General features: G+C 68.5%; 13 protein-coding genes and 2 pseudogenes. 9 read left to right on the top strand and 6 right to left on the bottom strand.

Going from position 1 to position 15,342, the window contains the following annotated elements:
• The first annotated feature begins 27 nt into the window (after positions 1-27).
• The 8 genes and pseudogenes from ACIQGZ_RS03050 to ACIQGZ_RS03085 all read left to right on the top strand — a co-directional run bounded on the left by ACIQGZ_RS03050 (position 28) and on the right by ACIQGZ_RS03085 (position 7,291).
• Positions 28-1,608 (top strand): IS1182 family transposase, encoded by a 1,581-nt coding sequence (locus ACIQGZ_RS03050; RefSeq protein ID WP_402599956.1) that lies wholly within the window; start codon positions 28-30, stop codon positions 1,606-1,608.
• Between the two features lie 117 nt (positions 1,609-1,725).
• Positions 1,726-2,688 carry an ATP-binding protein gene (locus ACIQGZ_RS03055; RefSeq protein WP_402599957.1) on the top strand — a complete coding sequence of 321 codons (963 nt, stop codon included), beginning with the start codon at positions 1,726-1,728 and terminating at the stop codon, positions 2,686-2,688.
• Between the two features lie 547 nt (positions 2,689-3,235).
• Positions 3,236-3,814 carry a hypothetical protein gene (locus ACIQGZ_RS03060; RefSeq protein WP_402598964.1) on the top strand — a complete coding sequence of 193 codons (579 nt, stop codon included), beginning with the start codon at positions 3,236-3,238 and terminating at the stop codon, positions 3,812-3,814.
• The gene (locus ACIQGZ_RS03065) at positions 3,811-4,002 is read left to right on the top strand and encodes a hypothetical protein (protein WP_402598965.1); all 192 of its coding nucleotides are present in this window, start codon (positions 3,811-3,813) and stop codon (positions 4,000-4,002) included. The genes ACIQGZ_RS03060 and ACIQGZ_RS03065 overlap by 4 nt, the downstream gene beginning before the upstream one ends.
• Positions 4,003-4,038: 36 nt before the next feature.
• On the top strand, positions 4,039-4,977 hold the full coding sequence (locus ACIQGZ_RS03070; RefSeq protein WP_402598967.1) for an SbcC/MukB-like Walker B domain-containing protein: 939 nt from the start codon (positions 4,039-4,041) through the stop codon (positions 4,975-4,977).
• Positions 4,974-5,488: pseudogene (locus ACIQGZ_RS03075) on the top strand (DUF3322 domain-containing protein); the annotation flags it as partial. The gene ACIQGZ_RS03070 and the pseudogene ACIQGZ_RS03075, both read left to right, overlap by 4 nt.
• Positions 5,489-5,635: 147 nt before the next feature.
• Entirely contained in the window at positions 5,636-5,899 is a 264-nt protein-coding gene (locus ACIQGZ_RS03080; protein WP_402599958.1) for a Wadjet anti-phage system protein JetD domain-containing protein, read from the top strand.
• Positions 5,900-6,003: 104 nt separating this feature from the next.
• Positions 6,004-7,291, top strand: a pseudogene (locus ACIQGZ_RS03085) (IS256 family transposase).
• Between the two features lie 159 nt (positions 7,292-7,450).
• On the opposite strand, the gene ACIQGZ_RS03090 reads toward ACIQGZ_RS03085, so the two are convergent.
• The 6 genes from ACIQGZ_RS03090 to ACIQGZ_RS03115 all read right to left on the bottom strand — a co-directional run bounded on the left by ACIQGZ_RS03090 (position 7,451) and on the right by ACIQGZ_RS03115 (position 13,672).
• Complete coding sequence (locus ACIQGZ_RS03090; protein ID WP_402598968.1) at positions 7,451-7,618, bottom strand: hypothetical protein; 168 nt, start codon at positions 7,616-7,618, stop codon at positions 7,451-7,453.
• A gap of 389 nt (positions 7,619-8,007) precedes the next feature.
• Positions 8,008-8,247 (bottom strand): hypothetical protein, encoded by a 240-nt coding sequence (locus ACIQGZ_RS03095; protein ID WP_402598970.1) that lies wholly within the window; start codon positions 8,245-8,247, stop codon positions 8,008-8,010.
• A gap of 221 nt (positions 8,248-8,468) precedes the next feature.
• A complete protein-coding gene (locus tag ACIQGZ_RS03100) occupies positions 8,469-9,113 on the bottom strand; it encodes a hypothetical protein (RefSeq protein ID WP_402598971.1) in 645 nt (214 codons plus the stop codon).
• Positions 9,114-9,276: 163 nt separating this feature from the next.
• A complete protein-coding gene (locus ACIQGZ_RS03105) occupies positions 9,277-10,191 on the bottom strand; it encodes a phospholipase D family protein (RefSeq protein WP_402598972.1) in 915 nt (304 codons plus the stop codon).
• Positions 10,188-12,056: an ATP-binding protein gene (locus ACIQGZ_RS03110; protein WP_402598973.1), complete on the bottom strand. Its 1,869-nt coding sequence runs from the start codon at positions 12,054-12,056 to the stop codon at positions 10,188-10,190. The genes ACIQGZ_RS03105 and ACIQGZ_RS03110 overlap by 4 nt, the downstream gene beginning before the upstream one ends.
• Positions 12,053-13,672 (bottom strand): DEAD/DEAH box helicase, encoded by a 1,620-nt coding sequence (locus ACIQGZ_RS03115; protein WP_402598975.1) that lies wholly within the window; start codon positions 13,670-13,672, stop codon positions 12,053-12,055. Before ACIQGZ_RS03115 ends, ACIQGZ_RS03110 begins: the two co-directional genes overlap by 4 nt.
• A gap of 447 nt (positions 13,673-14,119) precedes the next feature.
• Here ACIQGZ_RS03115 and ACIQGZ_RS03120 point away from each other — a divergent pair, with 447 nt between their 5' ends.
• On the top strand, positions 14,120-15,289 hold the full coding sequence (locus tag ACIQGZ_RS03120; protein ID WP_402598976.1) for a cysteine desulfurase family protein: 1,170 nt from the start codon (positions 14,120-14,122) through the stop codon (positions 15,287-15,289).
• The last annotated feature ends 53 nt before the right edge of the window (positions 15,290-15,342 follow it).

Below are 15,342 nucleotides of genomic sequence, written 5' to 3' on the forward strand. Positions count from 1 at the left end.
GGTGGGGCCAGACTGTTTGTCGTGTCGATGGGGGAATGGGCCGGGGAGACGGTTGGGCCGGATGTGTGGGAGACCTGTCGGGAGTTGATCCCGGCGGCGAGCGTGTTCGCGTTCCTGGCCGAGCATCGCGGGGCGTTGTTCCCGGCGGCGGTGTTCGCCGACATGTATCCGTTGGCGAACGGGCGTTCGAGTATGCCGCCGCAGATCCTGGCCGCCGCGATCACCCTGCAGTCCCTGCACGGGCTTTCGGACTTCGAGACCGTCCAGGAACTGCGCTGTGACCTGCGGTGGAAGGCCGCGTGTGGACTCGGCCTGCACGACACCGCGTTCGACCCGTCGCTGCTGGCCTACTTCCGCCGTCGACTGGCCCGCTCCGCCCGCCCGAACCGCATCTTCGAGGCCGTGCGCGAGGTCGTGAACGCCACCGGTGTCCTGAAAGGCAGGCATCGCCGGGCGCTGGACTCCACTGTGCTGGATGACGCGGTCGCCACCCAGGACACCGTCACCCAGCTCGTCGCCGCGGTCCGCGCGGTGATCCGCGAGGTCCCCGGGGCTGCCGAGGCGGCCGCGACGCAGTGCACCGCCCACGACTACGCCGACCCGGGCAAGCCCCGCATCGCCTGGAACGACGAGCAGGCCCGGGCCGACCTCGTCGACGCTCTGGTCGGGGACGCGCTGCGGCTGCTGGGCCACCTGCCCGGGCAGCAGCTCGGGGAGAAGGCCGCGAGCGCGGTCGGCATCCTGGCTCTGGTCGCAGGCCAGGACGTCGAGCCCACAGAGGACTCCGACGGCCGAGACGGCCGCTGGCGCATCGTCCGCGGCACCGCCTACGACCGGACGGTCTCCACCGTCGACCCCGAAACGCGCCACGTGCACAAGACCCGCACCCACCAGCAGGACGGCTTCAAGGCCCACCTCGCCATCGAGCCCGAGACCGGGTTGTACACCGCCGTCGCCCTGCGACCCGGCACGGGCGCCGAGCACCACGAGGCCGCCGTCGGCCTGGAACTGCTCGCCGACGAGGACGAACCGGTGGACGCCTCCGGGGACACCGCCTACTCCACCGGCGACGCCCGCCAAGCCCTCGAAGAGGCAGGGCAACAGCTCTTCTTCAAGCCCGCCCCGCTGCGGCCGGCCGTCCCCGGCGGCTTCACCCTCGACGACTTCGCCATCGACACCACCGCCGCCACCGTGACCCGCCCCGCCGGACACACCGTCCCCCTCGCAGACCCCGGCGGGCAGCACAACCAGCGCAAGGCCACCTTCGGGAACCTGTGCACCGGATGCGCCCTGCGCGAGCGGTGCACCAAGGCCAAGGCAGGGCGCATCCTCACCATCCGCTCGCACCACGACCTGCTCACTGCCGCCCGCCGCCAGGCCGCCACCGACCCCGACTGGCAGGCCGACTACCGACGCTGGCGGCCACCGGTCGAACGCGCCGTCGCCTGGATCGTTCACCGAGGCAACCGCAGACTCCGCTACCTCGGCACCATCAAGAACGACACCTGGCTCCACACCCGAGCAGCCGCCCTCAACCTCCGCCGACTGATCAACCTCGGACTCACCCGCACCGGCGGTACCTGGACACTCGCCCCGGCCAACGCATAACCAGGGGGGACTGTCCGGCCTCCAGCTGGCCAGCCCCCAACAAGATCTTCATGAGTCTTCTAGGGCACGTTCCACTGGACCATCTGGAGCTTCGGGATCGACGGCCGCAGCGCTCTGCTGACCGGCGGAGTCGGCTCCGGTAAGTCCACGCTGGTGGACGCGATGACCACCCTGCCGCTGCCGGCCAACAAGATCGCCTACAACAAGGCCGCGGGCGCCGACGCGAAGGAGCGGAACCTGCGCTCGTACGTGCTCGGTCACTACAAGACTGAGCGGGTCGAGGCGACGAACAGCACCCGCCCCATCCCGCTGCGCGGCTCCTCCTCCCAAAGCGTGATCCTGGGCGTGTTCACCAACTACCCCCTCGGCATCCACGTCACTCTCGCCCAGGTGTTCTGGGTTCCCGACGCCAACACCGGCCAGCCTGACCGGTTCTACGTCACTGCCGACGCCCCGCTGTCCATCGAGGCGCACTTCACCGACTTTGGCAGCGACATCAACGACCTGCGCCAGCGACTGCGGCGCAGCAAGGCGACGATCCACAACAGCTACCCGCCTTACGCGAAGGCCCTGCGCCGCAGCCTCAGTATCCCCAGCGACCAGGCGCTGGACCTGTTTCATCAGACGGTGTCGATGAAGGCCGTCGGCAGCCTCGACGAGTTCGTCCGCGAGCGGATGCTCGAACCGTTCGACGCCAAGACCGAGGTCGCCAAGATCGTCGCGCATTTCACCGCGCTGACCGCCAGCCACGACGAGGTCGTCCGGGCGAAGGCGGTGATCGACGCACTCGGGCCAATCGTGCAGGCGTGCGACAGGTGCGATGAGATCCAGCGCGACATCGACACGCTCAAGCAGCGACGCGACGTGCTCCCCGCCTTCTTCGCCCAGCACCGGCATGACGCGCCCTGGGCCGGCAAAGCACCGAACTGGAGGAGCGCATCAAATACCTCGCCGCGCAGCAGGAACAGCGCGAGGCGGACCTGGAACAGCTCCGCCAGAGTGCCGATACCCTCCAGCGCCAGATCGACGGCGCGGGCGGGGAAAAGCTGGTCCGGCTGGACGCAAGGATCGGCGAACTGAGCGGCGAGCGTGACCGGCGCCGCAGCCGAGCCAGCGACTACGCGGGCTGGCTCGGCACGGCCGGTCTGGCCGGTCGGCGACAAGGTGTCGTTCCGTGAACGCGCTCACCAGATCGCCGAGGCCCGCGCGCACGCCGAGCAGCTCGAACAGCAGGAGCGCGAGGAACTCGACGCCCTGGCCGTCGGCCGCCACAACAACACCAAAGAGACCGGCGAGGTCCAGCACGAGATCACCAGCCTGCAGAGCCAGCGCTCCAGCATCCCCGCCAAGCTCCTCGAATTGCGGCAGAACCTCGCCGCCGCCACAGAAGTCTCCGTCGACGACCTTCCCTTCGCAGGAGAACTGATCCAGGTCCGCGACGACGAAGCCGTGTGGGCCGGAGCAGCCGAACGAGTCCTTCGCGGCTTCGCACTGTCCCTCCTGGTACCCGAAGCCCACTACACCCGGGTCTCGGAGTGGGTGAACGGACGCCACCTCGGACTGCGGCTGGTCTACTACAAGGTGCCTGCCCACGTGCTGGCCGCAGAGCTGCCGCAAGGACCGGGACGTGTTGACGGGCAAGCTCGAAGTCCGGCACGACACCTGGGCGTACGACTGGCTCGCCGCACAGTCGAAGACCCGCGCCGACTACGTGTGCGCGGCCGACCTCGACGCCTTCACCCGCTCCGCCCGGCCTGCAGTGACGAAGCAGGGCCTGATCAAGGGCGGCGGCGGCCGGCACGAGAAGAACGACACATCCCGCATCGACGACCGCAGCTCCTGGGTGCTCGGCTGGACCAACCAGGCGAAGCTGGACGCGCTCCTCGCCAAGGCAACCCAACTCACCAAGGAGAGCGCGGCCATCACCGGGCGAACCCGCGAGATCACACTGCAGCAGAAGAAGCGCGCCAGCGTCGGTGAGGCACTGACGCTCCTTGGAACCGTCTCCTCCTACACCGACCGGCACGCCTCGGTCGCCGAGCTGGAGCAAGTCGAGCAGCAGAAGAAGGACCTCGTCGCCGAGGTCGGCTCGACAAGCTCACCGCGGAACTCGCCCGCACGAACACCGAGATCGAGCGCGGCCGAGCAGCTGTCTGTACCGGCGGCGAGAAGCTCGGCGGCATCCGCAACGAACACGGCAAAGTGACGGCCAAGCTCGCCGCGACATCCGCAGTCCTCGAACAGTCCGACCTCGCCGCCCTGGCCGGCCACACCGACGCCCTGGCAGCATTCCTGCCGGCTACAGCTGTGGGGGATCGGTACCTGGAGCAGCTGCAGACGGCGGAGACCCAGGCCGTCGCCAAGCTCAGCCGTACCGTCGAGACCCAGCAGTAGGCCCTGCAGAGCGCCGCCAGCGACGCCACCGCCAAGATGACGTCCTTCCGTGCCGCCTACCCGCAGGACGCGAACGACCTCGACAACACCCTAGGCTCGGCCAAGAACTACCGCGCGCTTCACACTCAGCTGGTCGGCGACGACCTGCCCAGGTTCCAGGAGAAGTTCCAGCAGTACCTGCGCACGAACGTCATCCGCGACCTCGCCTCCTTCCAGGCCCGCCTGCGCGCCCAGGAACAGGAGATCCGCGAACGCATCGGCGTCATCAACGCCTCCCTGGAGGAGATCGACTACGCCCCGGGCCGGTACATGTGCCTCAACGCCGTGCCCACCGCCAACGTCGAGATCCGGGACTTCCGCCGCGACCTGCTCGAATGCACCTCCGACACGCTCGTCACCGAGACCGACGGTGCCTACACGGAGGAGAAGTTCCTGCAGGTCAAGCGCTTGCTCGACCGATTCAAGGGTCGCTCCGGCGAGGCCGAGAGGGACGCCGAGTGGACCGCCCGCGTCACCGACGTCCGCCGGTGGTTCACCTTCTCTGCCAGCGAGTACAGCAGCGCCGACCACACCGAGCACGAGGTCTACTCGGACTCCAGCGGCAAGTCCGGCGGTCAGAAGGAGAAGCTCGCCTACACCATCCTGGCGGCCTCCCTGGCCTACCAGTTCCGCATCAACCCCGAGGCGAAGAACGACAAGACGTTCCGCTTCGTCGTCATCGACGAAGCCTTCGGACGCGGCGACGACGGCGCCGCCCACTTCGGCCTCGGACTGTTCCACAGGCTCGGGCTCCAACTCCTCGTCGTCACCCCGCTGCAGAAGCTCCACGTGATCGAACCCCACGTCAGCCGCGTCGGCTACGTCTACAAGCCCGACGAGATCCACTCCCGGATGACCACCCTCACCATCGAAGAGTACCGCCAGCAGAAGGCAGCGATTCACCAGCCGGCTGCGCAGCCGGAGGCCCAGTCGTGACCCTGCCGCAGTGGACACGTCCAGACCAGGTCACCGCAGCCCTCCACCGTAGGTGGGTCACCGGGCTCTACCTTGCTGCCGCTGCGCAGGACCTCCCCTTTCAGCCCATCGGCGCTCCACTCAAAGGCCCCGTCGCACCCGACGCGATCGAGCACTACGAGCGGGCCAGGGCGTGGGCTGAATCCTGGGCCGCCGACCGGCACCCCCACCTGCGGATTCAGATGAAGACCATCGGGGGCCGCAACAACACCCCCTCGAACCCGGTCCCCGAGCGGTCTGGATCGATACCCGCGAAGACCTCTGGTCCCTCCTCGGAGTCACTGCGCAGGTCGACCTGTTCGACGACCTCCACACCCGCACCACCCGGCAGGACCCGCACCTCGCCCAGTGGATGGCCGCCCACCCGATAAAGGCACTCCGGGCCCGCGCTTTCTGGCAGCAGCTCGTCGACACAGTGCGCTGGATACAGGACCACGACACCGGCCCGATCTACCTCCGACAGGTCGACGTCCCCGGCGTCGACACCAAGTTCATCGAGGCCAACAACGGCATCCTCGGCGAACTCCTGGACCATGCGCTGCCTGCCGACCGCATCCACACCCAGACGCCCAAGAGCGACTTCGCCGCACGCTACGGCTTTCTCACCAAGCCGCCCTACGTGCGCCTGCGCTTCCTCGGAAACCAGCCGGGTCCGTTCAGCGAGATCACCGTCCGCGCGAACGAATTCTCCGCCCCGCCTCCGGGCATCCGCACGGTCTTCGTTCTGGAGAACGAGGTCACCTACCAGTCCCTGCCCGACGTCCCCGGCGCCATCGCCCTCCTCGGTGCCGGCTACGCCGCCGCACTCCTGCGGTACCTGCCGTGGCTCGCCGACGTCGAAGGCTCGCCACACCTGGCCCATACCGCCAGCGCCCAGGATTGAGTCCAGGCGGTACCGGTTGTCCAGCCTTGCTCCGTGCATCTCCACCGGGTCTGTACGGTCTTCGGTGTAACTCCCGATCATGGAAGTAGCACCTGATGAGCGACGTGACTGCCTCGGTTGAGGCGGTTGAAGGGGTCCTGCCGGTCGAGCTGCCGGCGGACGTGCTGGACGAGCAGTTGATCGGGCAGCTGGTCGACCGGGCCCGCGCGAGCGGGCTCCAGTTGACCGGTGAGGGCGGGCTGCTGCAGCGGCTGGCCAAGCGTGTGCCGGAGTCCGCCCTGGAGGGCGGGATCACCGACCACCTCGGCTACGAGAAGCACGATCCGGCCGGCGCGGGCAGCGGCAACAGCCGCAACGGCGTCCGCTGCAGGATCGTGCCGACCGATGTCGGTCCGGTCGAGACCGCAGTCCCGCGGGACCGTGGGGGCAGCTTCGAGCCGCAGATCGTCAAGAAGCGCCAGCGTCGGCTGACCGGCGTGGACGAGATGGTGCTGTCCCTGTCCGCAAGGGGTCTGACGCACGGTGACATCTCCGCGCACCTGGCCGAGGTCTACGGCGCCAGCGTGTCCAAGCAGACCATCTCGACCATTGCCGACAAGGTCATGGACGGGATGGCCGAATGGCAGAACCGGCCGCCGGACCCGGTCTACCCGGCGGTCTTCATCGACCGCGTCCACGTGAAGGTCCGCGACGGGCGGGTGGCCAACCGGCCGGTCTATGTCGCCCTCGCCGTGACCGTGGACGGCACCCGTGACATCCTCGGTCTGCGGGCCGGCGACGGAGGCGAGGGCGCCAGGTACTGGCTCCAGGTCCTCACGGAGATCAAGAACCGCGGCGTCGAAGACGTGTGCAGGTCGTCTGCGACGGTCTCAAGGGCCTGCCGGACGCGATCGGAGCGGTCTGGCCCCCCGGGCGGTCACGCAGACCTGCGTCGTCCACCTGCTGCGGGCCTCGTTCCGCTACGCGGGCCGCCAGGACTGGGACAAGACCTCCCGCGGGCTCAAGCCCGTCTGCACCGCCCCCACCGCGAAGGCCGCCGAGGAACGCTTCCTGGACTTCGCCGAGGAATGGGGCGGCAGATACCCGGCGATCGTACGGCTCTGGGAGAACGCCTGGGCCGAGTTCGTGCCGTTCCTCCAGTTCGACGCCGAGATCCGCCGGACCGTCCGCACGACGAACGCGATCGAGAGCGTCAACGCGCGCATCCGCAAGGCCGTCCGCGCCCGCGGGCACTTCCCGAACGAGGCCGCAGCGCTCAAGTGCGTCTACATGGCGGTGATGAGCCTGGACCCCACCGGGCAGGGCCGCAAACGCTGGACCATGCGATGGAAGCCCGCACTGCAGGCCTTCGACATCGCCTTCGACGGCCGACTCTCCATCGGCCGCCGATAACCCACACCACACGAGTTACACCGTTGGCTGGACAGTCCCTCTCCACCCCGTCACGGCCTTGGAAGCGCGGTTGGTCTGGGTGCGCTTTACCAGTCGTGCACTCTATCAGGCCGTGGCTCAGGCAGCCGTGCTGTCCTCCCGCTGGCCGGAGGCGAGTGGTCAGGTCATGCACCAGCCGGAGTCGCAGCCGCTGTCCTCCATTTTCTCGGGCGGGGCTTCGCGCTGGGCGGGGATGGCCTCCGCGAGAGGCATGCCGAAGCGGGTCAGATAGACCGGGTCGCGGCCGAGGGCAGCGCGTCGGCCGTTCACGGTCTTCTCGAGTGCCACCGCTTGGGCGAAGAGCTCTGGTTCCGCCTGCCTCTGCTGACGCCAGGCATCTACGGTGCGGAAGGGGCCGAAGAAGCACGAGCTCTTTGGGGTACGGGGAGGCCGGCGTCCTCGATGATCTGCTCGCAGTCGGAGCGCCGTAGCCGTAGGTCGAGCAACGGGTACTCGATCTGCTCGTGGGGTTCGCTCCGGCGGCGGTTCGCCCGGTGGATCTCATCGAGTGAGACACCGGTCCCCACCGTCGCCGGGGCTTCGGCGGTCGCTCCGTGCTGCCGGAGCCAGCGCCCGACCACCCTGATCTTGAAGTTTGCAGTGCAGGACCTGCGTCCGGGGGCTCCGTTCGCCATCCGCACGGGGATGGGGATCGAACGGATGCCTGGCCGGTTCAGTCACTCCATGAGTGTCTCGGTACTGCCGTCGCGCCGCGTCCGCTGCAGCCGGTGCAGTTCAAGGCCGACGTCGGCGGCGAAGGGAGCGGCGAAGTCGCGGATGTAGGCGAGGGTTGCCGGGCGCTCGCTGTCGTCTCCGACGTTGGCGAACAGGAAGGTGGTGTAGTCGATTTCGCGCTTGGCCGCGAGGACGAGGAGCGCGGTCGACTGAACCCCGCCGCCGTAGGAGATCGCTCTCATGCCTGGACCTCCTGTCCATAGGGTGTGGATATCGAACTGCTGATGTTGGTCGGCGCCGTGGTGGCGCAGGTGTCGCGTGGCATGAGGCCCCCTGGTGAGTGTGGATCCCGACATGAAAGGTTCTATGGATAGAATGGTCTAAATCAACTGTTTATCTCGATCGAGGGCGGGCGGATGCGAGCGGTCGAGAGCGAGGCAGCCAGTTGCTGGGCTGTGCGTGTCTACCGCTTCGGCCGGATGACGGTGGTGTGTCCTTTGGCGCGCATCTCGGTGACCAAGGAGAGCGCTTCCTCGTGCTGGGAACTGGTGAAGCTCTGCGCATCGGGCAGCGGCTTCTTGGGCGGCCGCGGCTCGGCCACGGCTCTGCGGCCCCGCGGCTTCTGGGCGAGACGCTCGCCGGCCTGCAGCCGTTCGATCTCTTCCATCACAAGACCGCGCCCGCGCTCGGTGGCGTCTGCGGTGATGGTGTCGAGTAGCCAGAGAGGGGAGCGGGAAAGCTCCAGGTCGGCCTCGGCGATCCGTTTGCGGTGCCGCCAGCGGGACACCGTCTGCTGGGTGGTGCCGAGAATCAGGGCTACTTCCTGGATGCCTGCGATGGTGGGCAGGAGCTCCGGGTTGTCGACCCGGTACCCGTTGGGGACCTTCTCCTTGTACTGCCGCAGGCGCTCTTCGGTCACGTGCCGGCCAGCGTGGCCATCAAGCTCGAGGACGGTTGCGAGCAGCCAGTACGGGTTGCCCGAAGCGGGCAGATCTGGCTCGCCGAGCGTGCCGTCAACGCGCCACTTGGCCGAGGTCTGGCGCTCGATGCCGAAGAGGTCGGCGATCTCGGCGTGCCCCAGCAGATACGGGACCCGTATTGCTGCCATGTCCCGCGCCTTCTCCGCTGTACGCACCACGATCGAGCCCGGTTGCGGGCTCCATCAAAATACCGCGCAGCTCGGTTCCGTGCTGGGCCGTCCCGTCGGGACCGGGTCCGCCGGGGGCCGGCGGCGCGGCAGATACCGCGCCGACCGGCCCCCAGCAGGGCTGCTATGCGAGTTCCCTGCCCTGCCGGATCTCCCAGGGCCCGGTGGGCACGAAGTGAACGTCGTCGAAGTAGTGGAGCCAGGCCGCGATGGTCTCGACCGCGCGTTTGGCCTGCTCGGCCGACAGCTCTCCCTCGGCCAGCAGTTCTGCCTGAGCGTCGGCGAGGTTCATCCGCCCCGCTGCCGTCAGTGCGTGCAGCTCGGGCATCGCGCGGAGGCGGGCCAGCACTTCGGCGCCGAAGGCCTGCTCGTTGAGGCCGGGGCCGATGTCGAGGTGCGCGAGGTCGCGAAGCACGCCGATGAGCACGTCGCTGCCGACGTGGCGGTGTCGCCCGTTGTAAACGCGGTAGAGCCGGTCCGGGTTACGTGTCTCCGGCAGCCACCGCGCCAGCTGTTCGCCGTGGTGGCCAGGTACCACGACACCGGGGCTGTCCTCGTCGTCCCGCATGAGGGATGCCTGTTCGCGGATCTGCTCGGCCAGCTCGACCGTCCCGGGGACCATGTTGGCTTCGAGAGCGGCCAGGACTCGCTGGACCTCCGGGTGGGCCGTATCGCTTTCGATGAGGAGTTCGATGTTCGGCGCGGGTACACGGCCGGTGGCCTTGCCCGTGAGGTTGGCGGACCCGACGAGGCAGCGGTCATCGGCTACGTACAGCTTCGCGTGCAGGTTGTGGCAGAGCCGGATGGCGGCTCGCCCGTCCTGCTGCGCCAGCTCGGCGATCTCGGGGTCGGAGACGCCCGCGGCCACCTCGGGGACGGACCAGCGCGTGACGCAGGTGATCTCTCCGACCTCCGCGGGCACGGCGGCGAGCGTCGCTCGGAAGACCTCCTTCTTGATGAAGGGGGCTACCAGGACGACACGGTCGGTCGCAGTGGCGAGGAGCTGCTCGATCTGCCGCCAGACGTGGTCGACCGTCACTCGTCGTCCTCGTCGTCGGCGTCGCTGGCACCGAGGAACTCACTGGCGATGCGGCCCCAGTCCTGGCGCATCCGCTTCGCGCGCTCGCGTGGCTTCTCGGGCTGCTCGTCCTCGAACCGGGCCCAGGAGATCAGGATGAGCTTGAAGGCGTTGGCGGCCAGGCCCAGACGCTCGGCGAGTTCCTCGCGGCTCGCGCCGTCGATGTCCCCGTCGAGGACCGCGATCAGGTCGCTGTAGACCGGGTGGTCCATGTTGAGGGCGACCTGGAGCATGCCGGGGATGTACTCGACGTTGAAGAAGGCCGGCGAATCGGGGTTGCGGCTGGTCAGGAGGCGGACGTGCTTGCCCTGCGACATCGTCTCCTCGATGATGCGCTGGGCGTCGGCCGGGCTGTAGCGGTGGGTCTCGACCAGGCTCTCGTACTGGAGCTGCTTGCTCTCCGCCTCCGTGGTCTCTTCCGCGAGCTGGTCGGTCAGGCTGGGCCGGGTCTCGGTGCGCCGCCGCTGGACCGCCACCTCGGCCTGGACCTCGGCCACCTCGTGCCGCTTGCGGCTGGAGCGGGTGCCCTCGGTCTGATGCGCGAGTTCGGTGCGCAGGCGGCCGAGGAGCTTCTCGCGGATGTGGTAGACGATTTCGATGAGCGGCAGGCGCGGATCGCCTTCGTCGCGCAGTTCCTTCCGGTACTCCTCCCAGGACAGTCCGGCTGCCTCCTCCCGCCAGTTGAAGTTGGCGAGGCTCGAGAAGACCGTCGCGGACTGCTTGTTGTTGGTCACGCCGAAGACCTCGTCGAGCTCCGGCGGGAAGTCGATCTCCACTCCCCACCAACGCTCGACCGGGTCGTAGGAGTTGATCCATCCGGTGTCGAGGTCGAGCTCGCGGTCTGCGCGGATGAGGGAGATCCCCAGGTTCTTCGCCGCGTGCTTGCCCCACGGCGTCTCACCGGGCTTGAGGCTGGGGGCAACGTTGGCGGGCCACGGCTCACCCGGCGCGTCGGTGCGTCGCGCGGAGTCCACCGCTAGGGAGGAGCGCACGTGAACGGGGTACTCATGCCCGTTCGCGGCCTGGACCATGAACCTTTCGACTCCCACCTCGCCAGTGTTGCTGGCGCCGAAGGCCCGGAACATCGGCTTCGTGTCGAACGGGGCCGGTGTGGCGCTCGGCGTCATGAGGTACAGCGGGTCGTTCGGGCGGGTGTCACCGGCTCCGGGAAGCTGTGCCCAGCCGCGCACCGGGACGAGCTTGATCCGCCTGCCCTTGGCGAGGAGATTCCGGTAGATCCGTCCGATCAGGTTCTCGGTGTTGGCGACGGTGGTCTGGGCGCCGCGCCACTGGACGCGTTCGAGCTCGGTCCACTGCACCAGGGTGCCGGAGCCGCCGAGCCCCTCGGAGAGGGCCTGCCATTCGTCGGGGACGGCGTCGAGCTTGGGCTCCGGTACCTCTTCGAGGCCCCTGGCGATCTCGTTGAGATCCAGGTAAGTGTGCAGCGCGTTCTGGGGTCCGTTGGTCCAGGACCAGACATCCACACGGTTGCACTGCGAGATGCTCGAGTTGGGCAGGCCGACGCCGAACCGGCCGATGCCCTTGCGCTGCTGGCGGGTGCCGGCGCCGAACCGCAGGGACTGCCGCAGGGTCTCGGCGTCCATGCCGTTCCCGTTGTCGAGGACGGCGATCTTCTCGACGCGGTACCGCGCCCGCTGGCCGGTGTGCTCGTTACCCTCAACGACGAACAGCTCGACGAGGTCGGCCTCGGCTTCGAGACCGTTGTCGATGAGCTCGGCAATGGCGTGGGCAGTGGACTTGTAGCCGCTGTCCTGCAGCGCCTTGACCGTCAGGTCAGAGGTGACGATCGAGTACTTGGATGTCATCGGGCCTTCCACACGTCCTCCCAGTTGGTGAATGCTTCCGCTACGTCGCCGAAGCCCGGCAGCGCGGGGTCGATCACGGTGACGATGTCGCAGGTCGGGGTGCCGCTGGCCTTGGGGCCGCGGATGACACGTCCGACCATCTGGCTGTAGAGGACCAGAGACCGGGTCGGCCGGGCGATGACGGCCGCGCTCGCGGCCGGCGCGTCGAAGCCGGTGGTCAGGACGCCGTAGTTGGAGAGGACCATCGGCCTGCTGCCCTGCCCCTTGAACCGGGCAATGGCCCGATCCCGGTGACGGGGGGAGGACTCGGCAGTCACCTGGTCCGCGTCGAGACCGAGCACCGACAGGATCGCCACCAGCAGGCGGCTGTGCTCGACCGACGCCGCGAACAGCAGAATCCGGCGGTGGTGCTGGCTGAGATCGAGCACCGTCCGTACCACCTGCAGATTCCACTGCACGTTGCTGGCGAGTCGGGCCATGAGGGTGTCGGGGATGTCGAACGAGGCTGCGAGGGCCTGCCTGTCCCGGCTGCTGAGCGTGGTGCCGGACTCGGCTGCCACCGTACGGAAATACGGTCGGGCGAGATAGCCCTGCTCGATGAGGGCGGTGACGGGGTTGTCGTAGTCGTCGATCTCCAGCATGACCTTCTGGCGTGCGAAGAACTCCGACAGCCTCTCGTCCTCGGTCACGTCGGCCCAGGTCCGGCCGGGGGTTGCCGTGAGTCCGAGCAGGCTGGAGTCGCTGCGCAGGGTGAGCGCGTCGACGGTCCTGCGGTAGGTCGGGGCGATGGCCTGGTGGGCCTCATCGAAGGTGGTGAGCGTGGTTCGCATGCCGAGACGGTCGAGGAACGTCGGGTCGGTGCTCGCGGCAGCGGCGGCCTTGTCGAGGCCGAGGATCACGACGCCGTCCTCCACGCCGTCGAGGTCTGTCGGCGCTTCCCCCCATGTCCGCACCACGGACACCTCGCGGTTGCCGAGGGCAGCCCAGGCACTCTCGAACTCCACGGCCGCCTGCTCCAGCAGCTCGCGCCCCCGCGCCAGCCACACCACGACGGTCGGTTCGTGCCGCCGCAAGTGGTCACAGATGATGTTCATACCGGTTCGGGTCTTCCCGACCCCGGTGGGCAGGTGCAGAACGACCCGCCGCTCCCCGGAGTACAGCAGTCGCTGCACCCTGCCGGCCGCAAGGCGCTGGTGGGGGAAGAGCCCGTACTGAGGCGTGCTGAAGCCCCGGAACGTCGGAGGTGGCTCGGGCGCACGGTCGACGACGAGTCCCAGAAACCCGAGAAGCGTGCGGCGCTGGTCCGCGGACCAGGGCAGGGCCGTGAGGAAGCCATCGGGGGTACCGGCAGGTGCTCCGCCGAGGCGGTCAGCGAGCTCGACCCGCTTGGCCTGCGGAAGTAGCTGCAGGAATTCGGCGCGGCGTACAGGGTCGCTGACGATTCCCTCCGGGGCGACCGCCGATGCGGCGACCTTCCGAAGCGCTGCTTCGGTGTCCTGGCCCTGGTGCAGGAGGTCCAGGAGGTCGCAGGCGTGCTCGCCGAGCAGGCTGCGGATGTAGGGCAGAGGCGCACCGCCGAGGACGGCCCCGAACGCGATACCCGGGGAGCTCGTCATGCCGTGGCCAGATTTGTGCGCGTTCCGCTATCGCCGTACACCTGCGGTGTCTCCCCTCTGTTGGCCCCGGCCACCTTGCGGTGTGACCTTGCCCTCGCCCCTCGCTTGGTGACCAAACCCTAGCCCTGAGTGCCGATACGCCGCTGTTGGCCCCGGAAATCCGGCAGCTCAACGGCAGCGGATTCCCGGACTGTGAACGAACTTGCCTGTCGCGCAAGGGGTTTCAGCTCCTGAGCGCCGGAGCGCAGATGTGCGAACGTTTGTTCGCCTCGCGGCCGTCGCGCTGCGTCGGAGAAGGGGAAGGTCGGAGAAGGGGAAGAACGAAGCCTTCGCCCCGCCTGTCGTCCGCTCCGGCTAGGATCGCGGGGTACTACTGGTGGAGGTTCTCGGATCGGACGAGATGCTCCACCAGTCGATCGACCAGAGCAGAGCGAAATGGGGTGGAGTATGACATTCGAGTCACCTGACGTGGTTCCGGCCTACCTCGACTACAACGCGACGGCGCCCGCCCGTCCTGAGGCTCTTGAAGCCGCCTTCGCCGCCATGCGCACGGTCGGCAACGCCTCGAGCACGCACCGATCCGGCCGTGATGCCGCCGACCGCGTTGACCTGGCACGCCGTCAGGTTGCTGCGCTCCTGAACTGCTCTCCCGGGGAGATCGTCTTCACCTCGGGCGCCACCGAGGCGAACAACCTCGCCCTGCGGGCAGCTTTCTCCGACGGGGGCCGGCTGGTGACGAGCGCGGTGGAGCACCCCGCGGTCCTGGAGACCTCGAAGGCTCTGACCGTCGACGAGCCCGGATCCCTCGTGGTCCTACCCGTCGACACCGACGGCCTGGTGGACCTGGTCGCCTTCCACGAGGCGCTCGCCCGCGGCGCAGTCGCCGTCGTGTCGCTCATGGCGGCCAACAACGAGACGGGCGTGCTGACCGATCTCGCGCCGATCGTCGAGGCCGCCCACGACGCCGGAGTTTTGGTCCACTCCGATGCAACGCAACTGGTCGGTCGACTCCCGATCGATCTCGCCGAGACGGATGTCGACCTGCTGTCGCTGTCCGCGCACAAGTTCGGCGGCCCGCAGGGAGTCGGCGCGCTTTTCGTCCGCCGAGGCGCAGCTCTGCCCTACCGTCCGCTCCTGCTCGGCGGCGGGCAGGAGCGCGGCTGGCGGGCCGGCACCCTGAACGTTGCGGGCATCGCCGGCGCCGGGGCGGCCGCCGAGGCCGCCCGCCTCGCCCTGGCCGACGAAGCGAAGCGGGTCACGGCATTGCGTGACGCCCTGGAGGAGGCACTCGTTGAACAGATCAGCGACTGCCGGATTAACGGATCCGTGGCCCGACGCCTGCCCGGCGTGACCAGCATCACGTTCCGCAGGGCTCCTGCAGATGCGGTTCTCGCTTCGATGCCGGATGTGGCAGCTTCGGAAGGGAGCGCCTGCTCCTCCGGCGCGCCCAGCCCGAGCCACGTGCTCCTGGCCATGGGGCGCAGTCGGGAAGAGGCGGACAGCACCATCCGGTTTTCGCTGGGGTACGCCACGACCGTCCGCGACGTCGAGCGAGCCGTGTCCTCCACGGTCCGAGCGGTCCGACAAGTGCGGGCCGCCCTAACAGCTGCGATATAACTCACCCCACTCAAAGATCATCCAAGCCCGAACGGACCCGGAGAACACCTCGC

The organism is Streptomyces sp. NPDC092296, from assembly GCF_044755465.1.
In the GTDB taxonomy this organism is placed as follows: domain Bacteria; phylum Actinomycetota; class Actinomycetes; order Streptomycetales; family Streptomycetaceae; genus Peterkaempfera.

Bases quoted from the DNA above. Each gene is read 5' to 3' on its own strand.
- ACIQGZ_RS03050 (WP_402599956.1), top strand. From the start codon at position 28: ATGGGGGAATGGGCCGGGGAGACGGTTGGGCCGGATGTGTGGGAGACC.
- ACIQGZ_RS03100 (WP_402598971.1), bottom strand. From the start codon at position 9,113: ATGGCAGCAATACGGGTCCCGTATCTGCTGGGGCACGCCGAGATCGCC.
- ACIQGZ_RS03070 (WP_402598967.1), top strand. From the start codon at position 4,039: ATGACGTCCTTCCGTGCCGCCTACCCGCAGGACGCGAACGACCTCGAC.
- ACIQGZ_RS03120 (WP_402598976.1), top strand. From the start codon at position 14,120: ATGACATTCGAGTCACCTGACGTGGTTCCGGCCTACCTCGACTACAAC.
- ACIQGZ_RS03095 (WP_402598970.1), bottom strand. From the start codon at position 8,247: ATGAGAGCGATCTCCTACGGCGGCGGGGTTCAGTCGACCGCGCTCCTC.
- ACIQGZ_RS03115 (WP_402598975.1), bottom strand. From the start codon at position 13,672: ATGACGAGCTCCCCGGGTATCGCGTTCGGGGCCGTCCTCGGCGGTGCG.
- ACIQGZ_RS03110 (WP_402598973.1), bottom strand. From the start codon at position 12,056: ATGACATCCAAGTACTCGATCGTCACCTCTGACCTGACGGTCAAGGCG.